This window comes from Telmatobacter bradus, from assembly GCF_048629425.1.
GTDB lineage: Bacteria > Acidobacteriota > Terriglobia > Terriglobales > Acidobacteriaceae > Telmatobacter > Telmatobacter bradus.
In genome coordinates this window covers 2,227,901-2,248,813 of record NZ_CP184532.1, presented here as the reverse complement: position 1 = coordinate 2,248,813, position 20,913 = coordinate 2,227,901, and the positions used below count along the sequence as shown (strand labels likewise).

General features: G+C 60.0%; 11 protein-coding genes. 7 read left to right on the top strand and 4 right to left on the bottom strand.

Going from position 1 to position 20,913, the window contains the following annotated elements; genetic code table 11:
* The first annotated feature begins 248 nt into the window (after nt 1-248).
* The 6 genes from mutS (at nt 249) to ACOBR2_RS09395 (ending at nt 11,241) form a co-directional block, all read left to right on the top strand.
* A complete protein-coding gene (mutS, locus tag ACOBR2_RS09420; protein ID WP_420239764.1) occupies nt 249-2,951 on the top strand; it encodes a DNA mismatch repair protein MutS in 2,703 nt (900 codons plus the stop codon).
* 22 nt (nt 2,952-2,973) lie between these two features.
* Nucleotides 2,974-4,074: a beta-N-acetylhexosaminidase gene (nagZ, locus tag ACOBR2_RS09415; protein ID WP_420239763.1), complete on the top strand. Its 1,101-nt coding sequence runs from the start codon at nt 2,974-2,976 to the stop codon at nt 4,072-4,074.
* Nucleotides 4,071-5,252, top strand: coding sequence for an anhydro-N-acetylmuramic acid kinase (locus ACOBR2_RS09410; RefSeq protein ID WP_420239762.1), 1,182 nt, complete (start codon nt 4,071-4,073; stop codon nt 5,250-5,252). Before nagZ ends, ACOBR2_RS09410 begins: the two co-directional genes overlap by 4 nt.
* A gap of 52 nt (nt 5,253-5,304) precedes the next feature.
* Nucleotides 5,305-6,831, top strand: a complete 1,527-nt coding sequence (locus ACOBR2_RS09405) for an ABC transporter substrate-binding protein (protein WP_420239761.1) — start codon at nt 5,305-5,307, stop codon at nt 6,829-6,831.
* A 143-nt stretch (nt 6,832-6,974) separates the two neighbouring features.
* Nucleotides 6,975-8,120, top strand: a complete 1,146-nt coding sequence (locus ACOBR2_RS09400) for a DUF5666 domain-containing protein (protein WP_420239760.1) — start codon at nt 6,975-6,977, stop codon at nt 8,118-8,120.
* 67 nt (nt 8,121-8,187) lie between these two features.
* Entirely contained in the window at nt 8,188-11,241 is a 3,054-nt protein-coding gene (locus ACOBR2_RS09395; protein WP_420239759.1) for a carboxypeptidase regulatory-like domain-containing protein, read from the top strand.
* Nucleotides 11,242-11,650: 409 nt separating this feature from the next.
* Here the strand turns inward: ACOBR2_RS09395 and ACOBR2_RS09390 are convergent, their stop codons facing one another.
* The 4 genes from ACOBR2_RS09390 to ACOBR2_RS09375 form a co-directional block, all read right to left on the bottom strand.
* On the bottom strand, nt 11,651-12,616 hold the full coding sequence (locus tag ACOBR2_RS09390) for a hypothetical protein (RefSeq protein ID WP_420239758.1): 966 nt from the start codon (nt 12,614-12,616) through the stop codon (nt 11,651-11,653).
* 137 nt (nt 12,617-12,753) lie between these two features.
* Complete coding sequence (gene ftcD, locus ACOBR2_RS09385) at nt 12,754-13,668, bottom strand: glutamate formimidoyltransferase (protein ID WP_420239757.1); 915 nt, start codon at nt 13,666-13,668, stop codon at nt 12,754-12,756.
* A 3-nt stretch (nt 13,669-13,671) separates the two neighbouring features.
* Entirely contained in the window at nt 13,672-14,433 is a 762-nt protein-coding gene (locus tag ACOBR2_RS09380) for an acyloxyacyl hydrolase (protein WP_420239756.1), read from the bottom strand.
* 97 nt (nt 14,434-14,530) lie between these two features.
* On the bottom strand, nt 14,531-15,262 hold the full coding sequence (locus ACOBR2_RS09375) for a YebC/PmpR family DNA-binding transcriptional regulator (protein WP_420239755.1): 732 nt from the start codon (nt 15,260-15,262) through the stop codon (nt 14,531-14,533).
* 1,053 nt (nt 15,263-16,315) lie between these two features.
* Here ACOBR2_RS09375 and gltB point away from each other — a divergent pair.
* On the top strand, nt 16,316-20,905 hold the full coding sequence (gene gltB / locus ACOBR2_RS09370; protein WP_420239754.1) for a glutamate synthase large subunit: 4,590 nt from the start codon (nt 16,316-16,318) through the stop codon (nt 20,903-20,905).
* Nucleotides 20,906-20,913 lie beyond the last annotated feature (8 nt).

Genomic DNA, 20,913 nt, shown 5'->3' with positions numbered 1-20,913 from the left:
AAAAACCAGTCCGGAACTCTTCTGGGACGTCTTACGACAGCTTCTACGATAGGGATAGGGAAAGCTCTCAAAGTGACGCGATGAACTCCAGAACCTTATAAGGGTAACGCGTTTCACCCTGAATCGCTATCCCCTCCCTCTCCGTGTGCCGATTGCCAACCCTTACGGCGGCAATACCTTGCTTCCTTCCGGGCAATCCACAGAGAAGCCTGCACGAGGAGCGTTCAAGCGTTAATCTTGAAGTCAGAATGATTCGCGAAGAAGCCCCGGAAAACGACCTGATCCCCCCGACGACGGAACCCGTCCAGAGCCTGAGCGGAAGCGCTCAGCTGGACGCGCTTGAACAAAATCCAGCCGCGCTGACGCCCTTTCTGCGCCAGTGGGTGGCGGCCAAGCGGGAAAACCCCGACGCGCTGCTCTTCTTTCGCATGGGCGACTTCTACGAGCTTTTCTACGACGACGCCGTAGTGGTGAGCCGCGAACTGCAACTGACGCTGACGGCGCGCGACCGCGAACGTTCGCAGCCCATGTGCGGCGTGCCCTACCATGCCGTCGATGGCTACCTGACGCGCCTGCTGCGCAAGGGCTACCGCATTTCCATCTGCGACCAGATGGAAGACCCCAAGCTGACCAAAAAGATTGTGCGGCGCGAGGTTACGCGGGTGCTCACGCCCGGCACGGCGATCGATGCTGGCCTCGGCAGCGACCAGAACAATTTTTTGGCCGCGCATCTGGAACTGCAGAACGGCAAGCTCTGCGCCATTGCCCTGCTCGATCTTTCCACCGGCGAGTTTCGCACCGCCGAGTACAGCGGCATTCATGCCCAGCAGCAGGCGATGGAAGAAATCCTGCTGGCCAGTCCCAGCGAGGTGCTGATCCGCGCCGCCGCCACGCCACCCACGGGTTTTGCGCAGATTTCAGCCTGCACACGCATTGACGACTGGGTTTGGACCCGCGACTTTGCCGTGCCCCTGGTGGAACGGCAGATGGGCGTGCACTCGCTCGAAGGCTTTGGTCTGGATCGCCACGAGGCCGCCGCGATTGCCGCCGGAGTGGTGCTGCATTACGTGCGCACCACGCAGAAGAACGAGGCGCTGCACGTGGATTCGCTCAAGTTTCAGGAGCACTCTGGCGCGCTTGAACTCGATCAGGTTTCGGTGCGCAATCTGGAGCTGGTGGAACCGCTCTTTCAAGGCAGCGATGATCGAGTGACGCTCTTCCGCACCCTCGATGCCTGCCAGACGCCGATGGGCAAACGCATGCTGCGGGCGACGATTCTGCGCCCGTTGATGGATGCGGTGGTGATTGAAGCCCGCTATGAGGCCGTCGGCGAGGCCCACGGCAACCTGATGCACCGCGAGGAATTGCGCCGCGCTTTTTCTGGAATTTTGGACCTGGAGCGCTTGCTGGCCCGCATCTCGCTGGATTCCGCCGGCCCGCGCGATCTGCGCTCGCTGGCCGCCAGCCTTGCCCATCTGCCCGGGCTGCGTACGGCGCTCTACGCCATGCAGGCTCCGCTCTGGCGGGAGCTGACGGAAAAGCTCGACCCACTCGACGAAATCACGGTCCGCATTGCAACCACGCTGGTGCCCGAGCCGCCACTGACGCTGGCCGATGGCGGAGCGATTGCCGAGGGCATTGATAGTGAATTGGACGAACTGCGCAGCATCAGTTCGAGTGGCCGCCAGTCGATTGCCGCCATCGAAGAGCGGGAACGGCAGCGCACCGGAATCGGCTCACTGAAGGTTCGCTACAACACCGTCTTCGGCTACTACATCGAGGTGACCAAGAGCAATCTGGCCGCGGTGCCCGACGACTACGAGCGCAAACAGACGCTGGTGAATGCCGAGCGATTCACGACGCCTGAACTCAAGGAGTACGAGCGCAAGATTCTGACCGCGCACGACCGCTCCATCGAGATTGAAAAGCGCCTCTTCGCCGAGCTGCGCTCTTTCGTTCTCTCCGCTGCCAGCCGCATTCGCCGCAGTTCGTCGATTGTGGCCGAGGCCGACGTTCTGGCCAGCTTTGCGCATCTGGCCGCGCTGCGCCGCTACGTGCGGCCCCAGCTAGTGGAAGAAAACGTGCTGGAAGTCGTTGCGGCACGCCATCCCGTGATTGAGCAGTGGATGGAGGAGACGCGCGAGGGCCGCTTCATTGCCAACGATCTGTATTTGAATGCGGGCGAGGATGGCCCCAGCCTGCTGCTGATTACCGGCCCCAACATGGGCGGCAAAAGCACCTATCTGCGTCAGGCCGCCATGCTGATTCTGATGGCCCAGATGGGCTGTTTTGTGCCCGCCGACAGCCTGCGCTACGGGCTGGTGGACCGCATCTATACGCGCATTGGCGCCAGCGACAACGTGGCCCGTGGCCGCTCCACCTTCATGGTGGAAATGACCGAAACGGCGACGATTCTGAATACAGCCACACGCCGTTCGCTGATTCTGCTGGACGAGATGGGACGCGGCACAGCTACGTTTGACGGCCTTTCGCTGGCCTGGGCTACGGTTGAGTACCTGCACGCCGAAACCGGCGCACGCACCCTCTTTGCCACCCATTATCACGAGCTGACCATGCTGGCCGAAAAGCTGACAGGCGTGCGCAATCTGCGGGTGGGCGTGAAGGAAGGCGCGGGCGGAATCGTCTTTCTGCATACGATTGAAGAAGGCGCGGCCAGCAAGAGCTACGGCATTGAAGTGGCGCGGCTGGCGGGCCTGCCTGCGGCGGTGATTGACCGCGCCCGCCGCGTGCTGCGCCAGCATGAGAAGCAGGAGCAGAAGAGCGTGCAGGTGGAAACCGAGCCGGAGCCGTTGCAAATGACTATCTTCACGCCGCTTTCGCAGCGCATTGTGGACCGGTTGGCGGAAACCGACGTGAATCAGCTCACGCCGCTGCAAGCGCTGAATTTGCTGGAAGAGTTGAAGCAGGAACTCAAGGACGGCCGCGCTTAGAGGCGGAGAATCGAGTAGAGCAATGGAGTTGCGGCAGGCAGTTGGCAGTCTGATGGTGGTGGGCCTGAACGGTGCGGAACTCACAGGTCTGGAGCGCGCATGGCTCAGCGTGGTGCGGCCTGCGGGAATCATTCTCTTCCGCCGCAACATTGAAAATGCGCTACAGTGCCGTGCCCTGCTCGACGCTGCCACTACGCTGGCCGCACCCGCCGCGCTGCGCTGCGTGGATCTGGAGGGTGGTTCGGTGGACCGCCTGCGCGATGCTCTGGCTCCCATGCCCTCGGCGCAGGCCGTGGCGCGGGCCATGCGCAAAAAGAACAAACCCAATCTGGCCACCGAGCACGGGACGCTGGTCGCCCGCGCGGTGCGGTCCTTCGGCTTTAACACCACGCTAGCTCCGGTGCTCGATCTTGGCCTGAACGTTTCAGCCCAGGTGATGGGTTCGCGCACCGCAGGCGAAACGCCGGAAGAAGTGGCGGAATACACGGGCGCTTTTGTTGCCGCGCTCACCGCAGCAGGCGTAGTGGGCTGCGGCAAGCACTTTCCCGGACTGGGCGGCGGCACGCTCGATTCGCATCTGGCCACGCCCTCCATCGAGCGCAGCTTCCGCACCCTCTGGCAGCAGGATCTTGCCCCCTATCGCAGCTTGCGCAACGTTCTGCCGATGGTCATGATCAGCCACGCGGCCTATCCGCTGACCGGAGGCAAAAGCACTCCGACCAGCGTCAGCCGCTACTGGATCGAGTCAGTGCTGCGCAAGAGGATCGGCTACAAGGGGCTGGTCTTCAGTGATGATCTGGAGATGGGCGGCATTCTCAACGCCATGAGCATGGAAGAAGCCGCCGTCGAGAGCATCCGCGCAGGCATGGATCTGATTGAAATCTGCCACAGCCCGGAGCTGATTCTGCGCGCCTTTGAAGCGCTGCTGCATGAGGGCGAACGTTCGCGGGCCTTCCGCACACTGTTGCTGGCACGCGCCACACACACACAACGGCTGCGTTCCAAAATCATTCCCAAAAGCAAGAGCAAAAATGCCCAGCAGCCTGAAGCGCTGGCCGCACGCATTCGCGCCTTCGCCGCAAAGATCGAAGCGCTGCAGCCTGCGGAGGACTCCGCCGCATGAGCAGTGCCAAAAAGAAGAACGAACTCGTGGTCGCGGGCGTAATGAGCGGTACCTCGGCCGATGGTGTGGACGTGGCAATCTGCCGCATTGCGGATGCGGACAAGCGCCCCACGCTGGAGCTGCTGGCCCACGAAGGTTTTCGCTATCCGAAGGCCTTGCGCCTGGCCGTGCTGGCCGCGATGAATGCGGAGAGCACAACGACGGCGGAACTGGCGCGGCTGAACTGGCGGCTGGCGCTTGAATATGCCGAAGCCGTGCGCAAAACCAGCGCCAAACACAAGTTGAAGCTCGATCTGGTGGGCTGCCACGGGCAGACGCTCTACCATCAGGCCGCGCCCTCCATCTACGCGGGCAAGCGTTTTGCCTGCACCTGGCAGTTGGGCGAACCGGCGGTACTGGCGCAGGCTTTGCAAACGCCCGTCGTGGCAAATTTTCGTCCCGCCGACATGGCTGCCGGAGGCCAGGGCGCACCGCTGGTTCCGCTGCTCGACTTTGTGCTTTTTGCCGATGCGCGCCGGGGCCGCGTGCTGCAGAACATTGGCGGCATTGCCAACTTTACCGCGCTTCCACCTGCCGCCAAAGCCGATCAGGTTCTGGCCTTCGATTCCGGCCCCGGCAACATGGTGATGGACTGGCTGGCGAGTGAGCTTTATCAAAAACCATACGACCCGCATGGCCAATGTGCCGCGCTGGGCAACGTGCTGCAGCCCGTGCTCCGCGCGGAGTTGCGTAACACCTACTTCCGCCAGAAGCCACCCCGCACCACGGGCCGCGAACAGTTTGGCCGCGAGTTTTCCGCCCGCTTCCTGAGCGCCTGCCGCAAGCTGAGCCGCAAGCCGGAAGACGCGTTGGCCACGGCCTGCGCTCTGACTGCCGAAACCATTGCCAGCGCCTATGAAACCTACGCGCATCCCCGCATGAAAGGCCGTCCTGTGGACTACATTGTTTCCGGCGGTGGCGCACGCAATCGCACCTTGATGCAGATGCTGGAAGCAAGGCTGGCTCCGCTCCACTGCTCGCTCGACACCAGTGAGCACTTTGGCCTGCCTGCCGAAGCCAAGGAAGCCGCAGCCTTCGCGCTGCTGGCCTGGCAAACGTGGCAGCACCGGCCCGGCAATGTGCCTTCGGCTACTGGCGCGGCGCGGCCCGTGCTGCTGGGACAGGTGGCTTATGTTTAATGCGCGCTCTTTTTTCTCTCGCCCAGGGCTCTTCGCGTTGCTTTCTGCGGCCATGCTCTGCGCAACCCTGTTTGGCGCGACCCTGTTTTTTTCGGGCTGCCATGCTAGCCGGCGCGATCCACGCACGGTTGTCTTCCTCATTGAAAGCAGTCCGGCCAATCTTGATCCGCGCATCGGCACCGACGCGCAGTCGCAGCACATCGACGAACTGCTCTTTGACGGTCTGGTAGCGCGTGACCGCAGCTTTCACTTTGTGCCCGCGCTGGCCACACGCTGGGAGCAGCCCGACCCGCTCACCGTCGTCTTCCATCTGCGTGAGGGTGTGCGCTTCCACAACGGCAAGCAGCTAACCGCCCGCGACGTAGCCTGGACGCTCGACTCCATGCGCAACGGCACGGTGGTTTCGCCGCGCACCGCCTCCTACGCCTCGGTTGATTCCGTCGAAGCGCGCGATCCGCTTACCGTCGTTTTTCACCTCAAGCACCCCGACAATTATCTGTTCACCAACCTGTCCACCGGGGCTTTGGGCATTGTGCCCGAGGGCAGCGGCAAAGATTTCTGGAAGCATCCCGTCGGCACTGGAACCTTCCGCTTTGTGAGCCAGCAGATTGATCAGGACGTCGTGGTGGAGCGCAACACGGCGAGTTGGAAGCTGGTGCCGCAGATCGAGCGGGTGCGTTTTGCCGTGGTTCCCGACGCCATTACCGCAACGCTGGAGCTGGAAAAAGGTTCGGGCGACGTGGCAGTCAATTCCCTGCCCATGGACGCGCTGCCGGAGCTGGCCAAGCGGCCCAATCTGGCGATGGAAGATACGCCCGGCACGCAGATCCAGTACCTGGCCTTCAATCTGCGCGATCCACTACTCTCCGACGTGCGCGTCCGGCAGGCGATTGCCTGCGCCATGGATCGCGAGCTGATTGTGCGCACCCTGTTGCTTGGTCGCGGGCAGACCGCCGAAAGCCTGCTGCCGCCCGCGCACTGGGCCTGGACCGGCGCAGTGGAGCACCACGACTACAATCCCGCCCTGGCTGGGAAGCTGCTGGATGCGGCTGGCCACCCGCGCGGCAAGGACGGCGTGCGTTTTCATCTGGTGATGAAGACCAGTACCGATGAAGCCACCCGCCTGCTGGCCGCCGTTCTGCAACAGCAACTGGCTCAGGTAGGCATTGCGCTCGACCTGCGCAGCTACGAGTTCGCCACCTTCTATTCCGATGTGACGCGCGGAGCCTTCCAGCTTTATTCCCTGCGCTGGATCGGCGGCAACGAGCAGCCCGACATCTTCAACTTTGCTTACTCTAGCGCCAGTTTCCCGCCCAAAGGGGCCAATCGCGGCCATTATGTGAATCCGCGGCTGGACGCGCTGCTAAGCGATGCAGCCCAAAATCTGGATCAGCAAAAGCGTAAAGCAGATTATGTGGAGGTCCAGCAGATTCTGGCCCACGAGCTTCCGGCGCTCAATCTCTGGTACCGCGATTCGATTGTGGTGCACAACCGCCGCCTGAGCAACGTGGTTCCCACGCCCTCGGGCAGCTTCGCATTTTTGGAAAACGCTTGCCTAGACCACAATGAAATGCGATAAGCTGTTTCACTGGACAACTTTGGGCCAAATCTCTCCCTCTACTTTCAAAGAGAAAAACTTTCAACCTTTTGCGAATATCGTTCGTCTACCCGAGTGAGAAGCTTTTCCCGAGTATGTGGACGCATCGCATGGAGAACGCAAAAATGAACTGGACGAAACAACTTCGGCTTTCCGCATGGATGCTGGCTCTGGCCACCCTGCTGATTGCGCCGCTCATGGCGCAGACTCCCGCTGCATCCAGATTTCTGGGAACCGTAACCGCGATCAATGGCAGCTCGCTCACGGTCAAGACCGATGCCGGTGAGAGCCAGCCGGTGGATGTTCCTGCAACCGCTGTTCTCAAGCAGATTGCACCCGGCGAAAAGGACCTGAGCAAGGCTGAGGTCATTGATTTCCCGGCCCTGGCCATCGGCGACCGCGTGTTGGTCCGGTTGGACACGAAAGCTCCCGAGGGCTCGTCGGTTGCCCTGCAGATCATCGCCATCAAGCAGGCGGACTTGGCCAAAAAGCAGCAGGCCGACCGGGAAGACTGGCAGCGCCGCGGCGTGGGTGGTCTGGTGAAGAGCGTCGATCCTGCGGCGGGCACCATCGTGATTACCAGTGGTAGCGGCCAGAGCGCCAAAACCATCACGGTCGAGACGAACAAGAGCTCCGTGCTCAAGCGTTACGCGCCGGCCTCGGTCCGTTTTGATCTGGCCCAGGCTGCCCCCATCACCGCCATCCAGCCCGGCGATCAGATTCGCGCCCGTGGCAGCAAGTCCGCCGACGGTTTGCAGTTGACGGCCGAGGAAACGGTTTCCGGCAGCTTCCGCAACATTGCTGGCACGGTGCTTTCCGTGGATGCAGCGGCAGGAACGCTGACGGTTAAGGATCTTGCCACCAAGAAGCCTGCCACCATCAAGTTCAGCGCCGAATCGCAACTGCACAAATTGCCCGATACGATGGCCAGCCGTTTGGCGGCCCTCCTGAAGGGCGGCGCAAAGCCCGCTGGCGCACCACCTACGCAGGGCGCTGCACCGGCACCGGCTGCGGGCGCTGGCGATCCGCGAGGCGGATTCGGCGGTGGCGCTCCTGATCCGCAGATGATGTTGAGCCGCGCACCGGCCATTCAGCTCTCTGATCTGAAGAAGGGCGAAGCCGTCATGCTGGTGGCTACGCAGGGCACTTCCGATCTGACGGCGGTTTCGCTGATGGCGGGCGTAGAAGCGCTGCTGGAAGCACCCGCAGCCAGCAACCTGCTGTCGAACTGGAGCATGGGCGGCGGCAGTGATATGAGCGGCGGCCAGTAAGGCCGCCTGCTTTTTGTTGGAAACCTGATTCAACCAAAGATTGCCAAGAGAGAATCGAGGGGGAGTTGTGTACTTACTATCCATTGGGCTGAACTCGCTCCGCACACATGGCCGTGCCTGGGCAGCCGGCCTTTTATCTGCCTTGTTCCTGTTCCTCACCCTGAGTGGCGCGGCGCAAACCGCGCCCTCCGCACCATCCACGCTATCCACACCAGCTACACCGACCGCACCGACCGCACCGACCGCACCGACCGGAGTCACCATACGGGGTCATATTGCCGATCCCTCGGGCGCTTTGATTCCGGGGGCCAAGGTGACCATCGCGAATGCACTGGGCGTGGCGATTACAACCACCAAGTCGGATGCCGCGGGCGTGTACAACGTCAGCAATCTACCTGCGGGCAGCTACATTGTTGAGGCCAGCATGGACGGCTTTGCGCCGTTCACCTCGCCCACCCTTCAGTTGACCGCCGGCCAGCGCAAGCACGTCGATATTTCGATGGCGGTCTTTGCCGACCAGCAGAATGTGGTGGTCAGCGACGACGAAGGACCGCACGTCAGCGTCGAAGCTGATTCCAATGCCAACGCCGTCGTGCTCAAGGACAAGGATCTGGACGCCTTGTCGGATGATCCGGACGAATTGCAGAACGAACTGACCGCGCTCGCCGGCCCCGCTGCCGGTCCAAACGGTGGCCAGATCTACATTGACGGTTTTACCGGTGGCACGCTGCCGCCCAAGTCGGCCATTCGCGAGATCCGCATCAATCAGAATCCCTTTTCCGCCGAGTACGATCACATCGGCTATGGCCGTATTGAGATTCTGACCAAACCCGGCACCGACAAGTTCCATGCCCGCGGCTTCATTCAGGGCAACGACGATGCCTTCAACACCGGCAATCCTTTCAGCAAGTTGATTCCGGCCTATCACGCCATTCAGTACAACGCCAACGTCAGCGGTTCCCTTGGTAAAACGGCCTCGTACTTTTTGACGGTGGAAGGCCGCAACACACAGGATGCCAGCATCTATTCTGCTTATCTGCCCGTGCTGAGCGATAGTGTTTATTCCGTGGTTCCGGTATCGGGCGGCCTCTTCAATCCGTCGAGCCGCATTGAGGTTTCGCCCCGGCTGGATCTGCAACTTGGCCAGAAGAACACGCTGACGATGCGCTTCCAGTTTGAGCGCAGCAATTCGACCAACGGCGGCACAGGCTCAACCACCCTGCCCAGCGCGGCCTATGATTCCAGTTCCTCGGAGTATTCCTTCCAGTTCAGTGACTCGATCCTGATCAACGACCGCATGGCCACGGAGTTCCGCGGGCAGTTCCGCCGTTCGATTTCATCCCAAACGCCGGTCAGCACTGCGCCAACGGTGGGCGTCTCAGGATACTTCAGCGGAGGTGGATCCTCCAGTCAGTACTCCACTGACCACTCCGATCACATGGAGTTGCAGAACACCACCACCATGACGGCGGGCACGCACGCCATCAAGACAGGTTTCTGGCTGCGCGACAATCGGGACGCCAACGACTCCGATGCAAACTATAACGGAAGCTTCAGCTTCAGTTCACTGGCCTCCTATGTGGCAACGCTGAATGGAACGCCCTCCGCAACATCTCTGACCTATGCGACCGGTAATCAGAAGTTCGAGGGCAACACCTTTGACTCCGCCGTTTTCGTGCAGGACGACTGGAAGACCAATCGCTTTCTGACGCTCTCCGGCGGTCTGCGCCTGGAGATGCAGAACCACATCAACGATCATCTGGATATTGCGCCGCGCTTTGCCTTTGCCTATGCCCTCGACGGCCACAAAAAGGGCGCACAGAGCAAGACCGTACTGCGCGGTGGCTTCGGCTTCTTCTATGACCGCTTCGGCGTATCCAACCTGATGAATCTGGAACGCGATAACGGTGGCGCCAACAGTCAGAAGACACAGGTCATCACCAGCCCGCAGTGCTTCAACGCCACCAGTCTGAGCAGCATCACGCTCTCCAGTTGCGGTTCGGGCAGTGCGGTCTCCTCGCAAATCTATGCGCTTGAGTCCAACTACCGCTCACCCTATAACGAGCAGTACAGTGTGAGCATTGAACGGCAGTTGACCAAGACCACCACGCTGACTGGGACCTACATTCATAGCTTCGGCCTACACCAGTCGGCCACCATCAATGCCAATCCGTACACGGCAATTTCCGGCACCGACTACTACAACAGCTCGACTGGCAGCCGTCTGAATGCGAGCGAAGGCCTAGTGGACGAAATCTACCCTGAAGCCGTCTTCAAGCAGAGCCAGTTGATCGTCAACGCAAATGCCCACATCTCGCCGCGCTTCAACTTGATGGGCTTCTATGTTTTTGGCCATGCCAACACCGACTCTACAACCGCCTCCAACTCCTACGACCTGAGCCAGGACTACGGTCGCGCCGCCTTCGTACGTCGTAACATGCTCTATCTGATGAGCAGCTATACCGGACCGTGGGGGGTCAGCTTCAATCCCTTTCTGGTGGCGCAGGCGGGGCATCCTTACAACATCGTTACCAATACCGATCTGACGGGCGACAACTTCTATAACGACCGTCCTGCCTACGCTACGTCTTCCGACTGCTCGCAGGGCAGCTCACGCTATGTGCAAACCGGCTACGGCTGCCTGGATGTGCAGCCCGGCCAAAACGAGAGCCTGATTCCCATCAATCTGGCCAACGGCCCCGCAGCAGTTGCCGTAAATCTGCGCATCAACCGCTCCATCGGCCTCGGAGCGAAGACCGGACAGGCAAGCAGCGGCAATGACCAGAAGAACCAGAAGCAGGGCTCTTACATGAGCGGCCCCGGCGGCGGCCCCGGTGGTGGACATGGAGGCGGCGGTGGACGCGGCGGCCCCGGCGGCGGCACAAATAACACCGGCCACAAATATGCCCTCACCTTCAGCGTGGCAGCCATGAACCTGTTCAACGACATCGACTACGGAACGCCCTCGGGCAGCATTGTTCCCACGCTCAACAGCTCCACCGGAAACTATGGCCCGGGCAGCCGCTTCGGCAAATCCACCGCTCTGGCGGGCGGCATGTTCGCCTCGCCCTCCAACTCGGCCGCCCGCCGCATCTTCATCCAGGCGGCATTCAACTTCTAACTACCACTTCTACGCAACACACGACGGGCGAGGGATTGATTCCCTCGCCCGTTGGCATTTGCAGATTCTACTTTTTGGTGGCCACGGAAGCCAGTGGCATCGCCTGGATTTTGGATTGGGGTTTTGCGCCGTCCTACGGGACTCCGTTCGTGGCTGCCACCGCGTACCCCACGTTGAAACGTGGGGTTAACCTGCGCTGCGCCTACGGCGCGGGCACTCGCTGCAGTGTACAAACGTCCATGCAGCTTCGGTTCGCAGGATGAGCTCACAGCTGAGAGCTCATTGCTGACAGCTGAGGGCTGAAAGCCGTCTTTTTGCCGCAAGAAAAAGGCTGTACCGGCCAAGTAAAAGCCGATACAGCCTGAATCTGCACAATGAGCTGACAGCCGAGGGCTGAAAGCTGTTTTGCTTACCGCACGACGCTCTTGAAGAGCGAAGACTGCAACAGATTGTCGAACTGCGTATCATCGGCGGCAAAATGGATCAGAAGATTGCCCGCGTTGGACTTGATGGTGGTATTGCTCAGGGCAGCCTTTTCTTCATCCGAGCCGCTCATCTTGCGTACCAGCACGGCAGCGGAAAGCAGCGAACTGACGGTAGCAGCAGCAATCGTGTCGCCCGTTTCAAGCGTCAGCTCAAACTTGACACCGTGCTTGAAGTTCATCGAATACCAGCAGGCCTCCATGCGCTTGCGCACGGAATCGTAATCGGTCACCGCGCCGGCCTCGCCCATCAACTGCTTGAGCACCACCTGCGTACCCTTGGAGTCCAGAATGCTCCACAACGGCTCGCTGTCCACCGACTTCATGGCGTCCATCATCGAGTTATTGGTGAGCAGGCTCTGGTGTACGCCATCGCGGGCATCCAGCGCCGCCGTTACCGACTCCTTGCTGCCGAAGACCAACGTCGAAGGATCGATGAAGCACAACACCATACCGGCCTTGCTCATCGGATAGATCTTGTTGGTGCGCAGCAGTGTGGCACGCAGCTTCTGCTTGTGGAAGTTGGCGATGATGTCCTCATAGGAGAACTGACCCTGGGCAATGCCGACCGTCTCCAGATTGTCAGTGCTGGAGCTACCCGCCGGGCGGAAGAGAGCAAAGGCCAGCGAATCCACATCGTGATTGTCATTCAGGCCAGACTTGCGCAGCGCCTCATCGAACTGACGCAACTCGGGCGGCATGATGCGATCCCGCAACTGCATGGCAGCCTGCGAATTCTGCATAGCCTTGTAATCGATCACAACCAGCTGCTGCACATCGCGGGGAATGGCACCACGAGCGTCGTTATTCAGCTGAGCCGCCGAGGCCAGACAGGCCGAGCCCAGCAAAGCACCTGCAATCGAGAGTCGAAACCAGACTTTAAACAATTCCATCCTCCGGGAGATCTTCCCATTGATTCGACCGTGGACGGGATTCGCCACCAGTCGTCCTTGTGCAAACCGCACATCTCCGGAAACAGCCGCATACTTCTGACTGGGCCCGGGCGATTTCCATCAAACCGCCTTGTTCGCTATCCCGGCCACTCCAGCGGAGCGGCCAACCGCTCTTCCAGAATCTTGGTCGCGGGATCGAACTGTGTTAATTGACGCATCCACTCGCTGTCGCGCTCACAGGCTGCCTGTGGAAGAAGTCCGATGACTTCACCCTCCGCCAGACTGATCTTATGCTGCGCGGCCAGCTTGGCAACATTCGAATAAACGACCGAGATCGGAGTGATTTCGAAATCGGTAATGTTCATCGTCAGTTGTGCCCGTCCGTGGGCCATAACGCCCATGGCCTTGACGCCCTTCAAACCGCCAGCGGAAGCCCGAATCTCCTTGGCAATCGCCCGGGCCGTCGTCAGGTCAGCAGAGTTGAAGTAGATGTTGTAGGCCACCAGAAACTTGCGAGCACCCACCGCACTGGCGCCGGCCGTCGGATGCAGATCCGGCCCGCCCAGATCTGGCCGGCGAGAGGAATCCTTGCGGACAATCTCGCGCAGACCCTCGAACTGGCCACGCCGCACATCTTCAAGATTAGCCCGATCCGGCCGCGCCGCCGCTGCTTCGTAAAAATAGACCGGAACGCCATAGCGCCGCCAGATCTCCAACCCTGCCTGCCGGGCAAGCAGTGCGCACTGCTCCAGCTTGATGCCGGAGACTGGCACGAAGGGAATCACGTCCGCCGCACCAATGCGCGGATGAACCCCCTCCTGCTTGGTCAGGTCAATCACTTCAGCGGCCTTGCCTGCCCCACGCGCTGCCGATTCAATGACCGCAGCGGGAGAACCGGCAATAGTGACCACCGAGCGATTATGCGCGGTATCGAGCGACCAGTCGAGCAGGCGCACCCCATCGACGCGCATCGCAGCCACAATGGCCTGGACCCGCCGGGCATCGCAGCCCTCGGAGAAATTCGGTACGCACTCAACCAGAGGTTCGCTCATCCATTACTTCCAGTAGGTGTAGCCCAGCTGAAACTGCACGCTGGCATTCACGCCGGGATTGCGATCACCCAGTGAAGCCGAGGAGATGTGCAATGCGTTCACACCCAGGTCAATGGACCGGCGCGGCTTTACAAAGTAATGCACGCCCGCCCCACCCTGCGGCGAAAAGTTCCACACCGAGGTACCACCATCAATGCCCAGCGCGGGATCGCTCAAATAGTTCGGCGGAAACTTGTGGGAGGTATAGATCAGACCGCCCGCCGCCTGGGCCCAGGGCTGAATCCGGCGCGACTGGGTCAGGAAGTTCCAGCGGAAGATCACCGGCGTGATGCTCATACCGCGAAAGGTGCCGCCACCGGTCTTCAGCTCACAACTATAGGACGCTTTCGTCGTGGCGTTGATGCAGTTGTAGTTCTCCAAATGCGAAGCCGGCGTATAGGCCTGCCAGAAGGGCATGATGTTGCCGCTCATTTCAAACTGGCCGCTGAAAATACCAGCCTTCACAACCGGCGTAACCGCCTTGCCTACCTGAAAACCGGCCCACAGAAACTTGTAGGCCGAACGCTCGCCCACGCCCACGCCATAGTTGACGAACGGACCATACTCCCAGCTCTGGTGATTGCGCACATAGGCCACCGGGTTGGCGTCTTCCGCGTGAGCAGCCTTTCCATCGAGAGGGGCAGTTTTGCCGTCCACTCCTTGCGCCCATATGGTTGCCGAAACTGTCAGCAGCAGCAGGACCATCCATTTTGCTGTACGGTTCACGAATTCTTCCTTCCCAGTTGCAACTGCATTCTGTAATCACCAAAAAAAGACCGCCTTTGCCGGGCGGCCTTTTTTTGAAAGTACGACGAGGCGCAGACTACTCCTCTTCCTCATCCATCTCGAAGTTGCTGTAGACGTTCTGCGTGTCGTCCAGATCTTCCAGAGTGTCAATGAGGCGGACCATCTGATTCGCCGGTGCTCCTTCGAGCTTGGTGTAGGTCGAAGAGATCATGGTAATTTCGCTGGCCACGATCGTAATGCCAGCAGCCTTGACGGCCTCCGACACAGCTTCGAACGAACCCGGCTCGGTCAGAATCTCCCAGCTATCGCCTTCGTCGTTCAGATCCTCGCCACCATGTTCGAGAACGATGCTCATCAGCTGATCTTCACCGGCTGCATCCTTCTCAATGGCGATCACGCCCTTCTTTGAGAACATGAAGCGCACTGAGCCGGATTCACCCAGGTTGCCACCGTTCTTGGAGAAGGCGTGCCGAACTTCACTGACCGCGCGATTGCGGTTATCGGTCAGTACCTCTACGATGATGGCCACGCCGCCGGGGCCGTAGCCCTCAAACGTGATCTCTTCGTAGTTGACGCCCTCAAGCTCACCGGTACCACGCTGGATGGCGCGCTTGATGTTGTCCTGCGGCATGTTTTCCGCTTTGGCAGCGGCTACGGCCGTACGCAGACGGGCATTGCTGTCAGGATTACCGCCGCCCTTTGCAGCGACCGCGATTTCCTTGAGCAGACGTGTGAAAATCTTGCCGCGCTTAGCATCGAGCGCGCCCTTCTTGTGCTTGATGGTGGCCCATTTGGAGTGGCCGGACATGGAAACCTCAACGTGATGAAAAATAATGGCGCGCTACGCGCCTGCGCTGTGAGTATACCACCCGAGGGGGCGCTCAATCACGGGCTTTATCGGACATACGTCCACGGAATTTTTCTGCTGCTGAAAATTCCATCCTTATAAGGAGATGGCCAGAGCTACACTCCGGATTTTTCCGGTTTCTTTGCCGCTTGCCTGCGGAAACTTCCTGAGGTCTGACCTGGAAAGCAGAAAATCTAAAGCGCAACTTTAACTTACTGACCCAAATCTAATCTATAGTTACACTTCCGATCTTCCATAGAAGACTTTTCCTGCCCGCAGACGGAGGGAGGCTGGGGTTTTAACCCCTGCAAAAGTTCTGGCATATACGTAAGGGCTTCAGCCCTGGGGGCTATTCGGAAAAATACCCGCGCCTGAAGGCACGCTCTTCGGCCTGCCAGTTTCGGGGGCATGAATACCCCCGCTCCCTCCCCAGGATGCCCTTTTGTTCTTGGTTTTTCACCCCGGGAGGGGTGAAAAAGCGGAGACCGATACGGACTTCGCGCTGAGCATCAACAGCCCCCAGGTCTTTGACCTCATAAATCTTGTACCTTGGTTCCTGCTTTCCCAGGTCCCTGGTCCCTACTCCCTAGAGCATTTTCGGAATACATATAGACTTTTAAGGGGCTTGCAAGGTGCCTTTTTCTTGATGAAAAAGGCACTTAGCATCCTGCTTTCGATCTACAGCAATTCCGAAAATGCTATAAGTCCCCGATCCGACGCCCCTCCCCGGGCTGTGGCAGCAAGCCGCAAGAGACTCGACAATCCGGCATAAATGCATAGATTTCCTGCTGGAGATCGGAGAAGTTCTAAGAATTCTATGAAGAAAGAGTGAAAGGAAATTGAACAGTGCCGGTTTTTTTTCGTTATTATTGTCATTAACCCGTACGCTGCCGGGTCCGCACAGGCACTCCCTTTTCCCCATATGCGATTTCCGATACTTGAGGTCGCGGGCACGAGTGTCTTTACCGGCGCGCAAGGCAATCTGCAAGCACATTTTTATTCGAAAAGGCTGCCATGGAAACAACCAGTCGTCGTCCTTCTATCCCCCAGCCGCAAGGTCTTTACCACCCGCAGAATGAGCACGACGCGTGTGGCATGGGGTTGGTCGCCAATATTCGTGGCGAAAAGAGCCACGAAATCATCCGCAAGGGTCTTGAAGTCCTGATCAATCTGACCCACCGCGGAGCTGCCGGCTGCGACCCGGAGACTGGCGATGGTGCCGGTATCCTGATTCAGATTCCTCACGCCTTCTTTGCGCGTGAGTGCGGCGAACTTGGCATGCAGTTACCCGAAGCTGGCCGTTACGGTGTGGCCATGTGCTTCCTTCCCGTGGAAAAACAGGCCCGCCTGCAGTGTGAGGGCATCTTTGAGCGCATCGCCAATGAAGAGGGTGCCACCGTCATCGGCTGGCGCGATACGCCGGTCAACGGCGACGCCATCGGCCGCGAAGCCCGTGCCAGCCAACCTTATATTGAGCAGCTCTTCGTCCGCTGTCCTGAAGGTCTGGACGAAGATGCCTTCGAGCGCCTGCTTTATCGCATTCGCCGCCGTACGGAAAATGAGATTGCCGAAAGCGACATTGAAGAGAAGGAGAGCTTCTACGTTCCCTCGCTTTCCTGTCGCACCATCATCTATAAGGGTCTGATGCTGGCCCCGCAGATTGAGAAGTTCTATTTCGAGCTGGCCAATCCCCTGGTCACCAGCGCACTCTGTCTGATCCACCAGCGCTTCTCCACCAATACCTTCCCTAGCTGGAAACTGGCCCACCCTTACCGTTACATCGCTCACAACGGCGAAATCAACACCATTCGCGGCAATGTGAGCTGGATGAACGCCCGCCAGTCGATCTTCAAGAGCGAAAATTTTGGCGACAAAATCAATGACATCTTCCCGGTCGTAGTTCCCGGCGGTTCTGATTCCTCGTCGCTCGACAACGCCGTCGAGTTCCTCTTCCAGTCCGGCCGCACGCTACCCCATGTGCTGGCCATGCTGATTCCCGAAGCCTGGTCGGGCAATCCCGACATGGACGAGGACAAGCGCGCCTTCTACGAGTACCACGCCTCGCTGATGGAGCCCTGGGACGGTCCGGCCGCCATCGCCTTCACTGACGGCAAACTGATCGGTGCCACGCTTGACCGCAACGGTCTGCGCCCGGGCCGCTACATCGTCACCAAGGACGATATGGTGGTGCTTTCGAGCGAAGCCGGCGTGATCGAAGTGCCTGCCGAAGACATTCGCAAGAAGGGCCGTCTGCAGCCGGGCCGCATGTTCCTGGTGGACACTGTGCAGCAGCGCATCATCAGTGATTCCGAGATCAAGAAGCAGCTTAGCGGCCGCCAGCCTTACGGCGAGTGGCTCAAGAAGCAGCAGGTCACCATGGATCAGCTGCCCGAGCCTTCGCGCGTGATCGCCTCCAATCCTGAGACGCTCCTGCGCCGTCAGCGCGCCAGCGGCTACAGCGATGAAGATCTGAAGATCATTCTTGCGCCGATGGGTGCGCAGGGTCAGGAGCCGATTGGCTCCATGGGCACCGACGTGCCTCTGGCCTGCCTCAGCGATCGTCCGCAGTCGCTCTTCAACTACTTCAAACAGCTCTTTGCGCAGGTCACCAATCCGCCCATCGATCCGATCCGCGAAGAGATGGTCATGTCGCTGATCAGCTACATCGGCACCGAGCGCAATATTCTGGGTGAAGCGCCCGAGAACTGCCACACGCTGAAGATGCCGCAGCCGATCCTGTCGAATCGCGATCTGGAAAAGCTGCGCCGCGTCTCATCGGGTGATCTGCTGGCCACCACGCTGCCTGCGCTCTTCCGCGCAGCCGACGGCGAAAAGGGCCTGAAGCATGCTCTGGACGATCTGAGTTCGCGCGCCGCTCTGGCTGTACACTCCGGCTACACCCTGCTGATCCTCTCCGACCGTGGTGTGGACGCCAACTCGGCACCGATTCCCAGCCTGCTGGCCATGGCCGCCGTGCACAACCGTCTGGTGAAGGAAAAGACCCGCACCCAGGTGGCGCTCATCATTGAAAGCGGCGAGCCCCGCGAGGTGATGCACTTCGCCCTGCTCATCGGCTATGGCGCCAGCGCCGTCAATCCCTATCTGGCGATTGAGACGCTGCATGACATGACCCGCCGTGACCTGTTGCCGGAAGGCATTACGCCGGAAAAGGCCGAGTACAACTACATCAAGGCCATCAACAAGGGTCTGCTGAAGACCTTCTCGAAGATGGGCATCAGCACCCTGCAGTCCTATCGCGGCGCACAGGTATTTGAAGCCGTCGGACTGAACAAGGATCTGGTTGCAAGCTACTTCAGTGGCACCGCCTCGCGCATTGAGGGCATTGGTCTGGAAGTACTGGCCAAGGAAGCGCAGATCAAGCACAGCTACGCCTTCCAGCCGCTCACCGAGAGCGAAACCGACCTTGTGGTGGGTGGCCAGTACCACTACCGCCAGGGCGGCGAATATCACCTTTTGAACCCGCAGACCATCAGTAAGGTGCGTAACGCGGTCCGGCAGAACAACGCCGCCACCTTCCAGGAATTCACCGAGATGGTCGACGACCAGAATCGGAACCTGTGCACGTTGCGTGGTCTGATGAAGCTGAAGTACGCCGACCAGCCGATTCCGCTGGAAGAAGTGGAGCCGGCCAAGGAGATCGTCAAGCGCTTTACGACTGGCGCCATGAGCTTCGGGTCTATCAGCAAGGAAGCGCACGAGACGCTGGCCATCGCCATGAACCGCCTGGGCGGCATGTCGAACACCGGCGAAGGCGGCGAGGACGAAGATCGCTTTACCCCTGACGCCAACGGCGACTCGCGCCGCTCGGCCGTCAAACAGGTAGCTTCGGGGCGCTTTGGCGTCACCACCAACTACCTGGTGAACGCCGACGAAATTCAGATCAAGATGGCGCAGGGTGCAAAGCCCGGTGAGGGTGGTCAGCTGCCCGGACACAAGGTCGACGCGGTCATCGCCAAGACCCGCCACTCGATCCCTGGCGTGGGCCTGATTTCGCCTCCACCCCACCACGACATTTATTCGATCGAAGATCTGGCTCAGCTGATCTACGACTTGAAGAACGTCAATCCGCAGGCCCGCATCGCCGTCAAGCTGGTGAGCGAAGTGGGCGTGGGCACGGTGGCCGCAGGCGTCAGCAAGGCGCATGCCGATGTGGTGCTCATCTCTGGCGACAACGGCGGCACCGGTGCTTCGCCGCTCAGCTCCATCAAGCACGCCGGCCTGCCCTGGGAACTGGGCTTGGCCGAGGCGCAGCAGGTGCTGCTGCTCAACGATCTGCGCTCCAGAATCCGGGTGCAGACCGATGGCAAACTGCAGACCGGCCGTGACGTTGTGATCGCTGCCCTGTTGGGCGCGGAAGAGTTCGGCTTTGCCACTCTGCCGCTCATCACCATGGGCTGCGTGATGTTGCGCAAGTGCCACCTGAACACCTGCCCGGTGGGCATCGCCACACAGGACCCGGTCCTGCGTGCGCGCTTTGCCGGCAAGCCCGAGCACGTGATCAACTTCTTCTTCTTCGTTGCCGAGCAGATCCGCGAACACATGGCCAAGCTCGGCTTCCGCACGGTCAATGAGATGATCGGCCGCGTGGACAAGATCGATGCCGCCATCGCCGCTGACCACTGGAAGGCCAAGGGCATTGATCTGGAATCGATTCTCTATGCCCCGACGCTGCCCTCGCGTGTGGCCCGCCGCAAGATGCAGGAGCAGGATCACGGCCTGATTACGGCCCTCGATCATGCCCTGATCGCCAAGGCCAAGCCGGCACTCGAAGAGCAGAAGCCGGTCACCGGCACCTTTGCCATCCGCAACGTGCACCGTACCGTAGGCGCGATGCTGGGCGGCGAGATTGCCCGCCGTTATGGCTCCGCCGGACTGCCGGAAGAAACCATCCACTTCAAGTTCAACGGCTCAGCCGGTCAAAGCTTTGGTGCATTCGTGCCCAAGGGCGTGACGCTCGAACTCGAAGGCGACTCCAACGACTACGTGGGCAAGGGCCTGAGCGGCGGACGCATCATCGTCTACCCGCCCAAGACCTCCAGCTTCCTGCCTGAAGAAAGCATCCTGGCCGGCAACGTTGTGCTCTACGGCGCAACCAGCGGCGAGGTCTTCCTGAACGGCATCGGCGGCGAGCGCTTTGCCGTCCGCAACTCCGGCGCAACAGCCGTGGTTGAGGGCGTGGGCGACCACGGTTGCGAGTACATGACCAACGGTCTGGTTCTGATTCTGGGACCGACGGGACGCAACTTTGCCGCCGGTATGAGCGGCGGTGTAGCATACGTCTACGATGAACAGGGCGACTTTTCGACGCGCCGCTGCAACACTGCCAGCGTCGATCTGGAACCGCTTGTGCATGAGGACGATGTGGCCAAGGTCAAGAATCTGCTTGAACGGCATCGCGACTTGACCGGTAGCCCGCGCGCCGCATGGGTTCTCGATCACTTTGCAGAAATTCAGTCCAAATTCGTCAAGGTCTTCCCGCATGAGTTCAAGCGCGTTTTCGGCATTGCTCGGGCGGAATCTGTCTATGTTTCTTCGGCCCACACCTCGTCTCTGGTGGAGGCGAATGAGGTCCCGTCTAGGTGAGGTGATAC

Excerpts from the sequence above, each read along its gene's own strand:
- ACOBR2_RS09375 (WP_420239755.1), bottom strand. The coding sequence starts at position 15,262 with ATGTCCGGCCACTCCAAATGGGCCACCATCAAGCACAAGAAGGGCGCG.
- ACOBR2_RS09390 (WP_420239758.1), bottom strand. The coding sequence starts at position 12,616 with ATGGAATTGTTTAAAGTCTGGTTTCGACTCTCGATTGCAGGTGCTTTG.
- mutS (WP_420239764.1), top strand. The coding sequence starts at position 249 with ATGATTCGCGAAGAAGCCCCGGAAAACGACCTGATCCCCCCGACGACG.
- ACOBR2_RS09405 (WP_420239761.1), top strand. The coding sequence starts at position 5,305 with ATGCTCTGCGCAACCCTGTTTGGCGCGACCCTGTTTTTTTCGGGCTGC.
- ACOBR2_RS09400 (WP_420239760.1), top strand. The coding sequence starts at position 6,975 with ATGAACTGGACGAAACAACTTCGGCTTTCCGCATGGATGCTGGCTCTG.
- ftcD (WP_420239757.1), bottom strand. The coding sequence starts at position 13,668 with ATGAGCGAACCTCTGGTTGAGTGCGTACCGAATTTCTCCGAGGGCTGC.
- gltB (WP_420239754.1), top strand. The coding sequence starts at position 16,316 with ATGGAAACAACCAGTCGTCGTCCTTCTATCCCCCAGCCGCAAGGTCTT.
- nagZ (WP_420239763.1), top strand. The coding sequence starts at position 2,974 with ATGGAGTTGCGGCAGGCAGTTGGCAGTCTGATGGTGGTGGGCCTGAAC.
- ACOBR2_RS09410 (WP_420239762.1), top strand. The coding sequence starts at position 4,071 with ATGAGCAGTGCCAAAAAGAAGAACGAACTCGTGGTCGCGGGCGTAATG.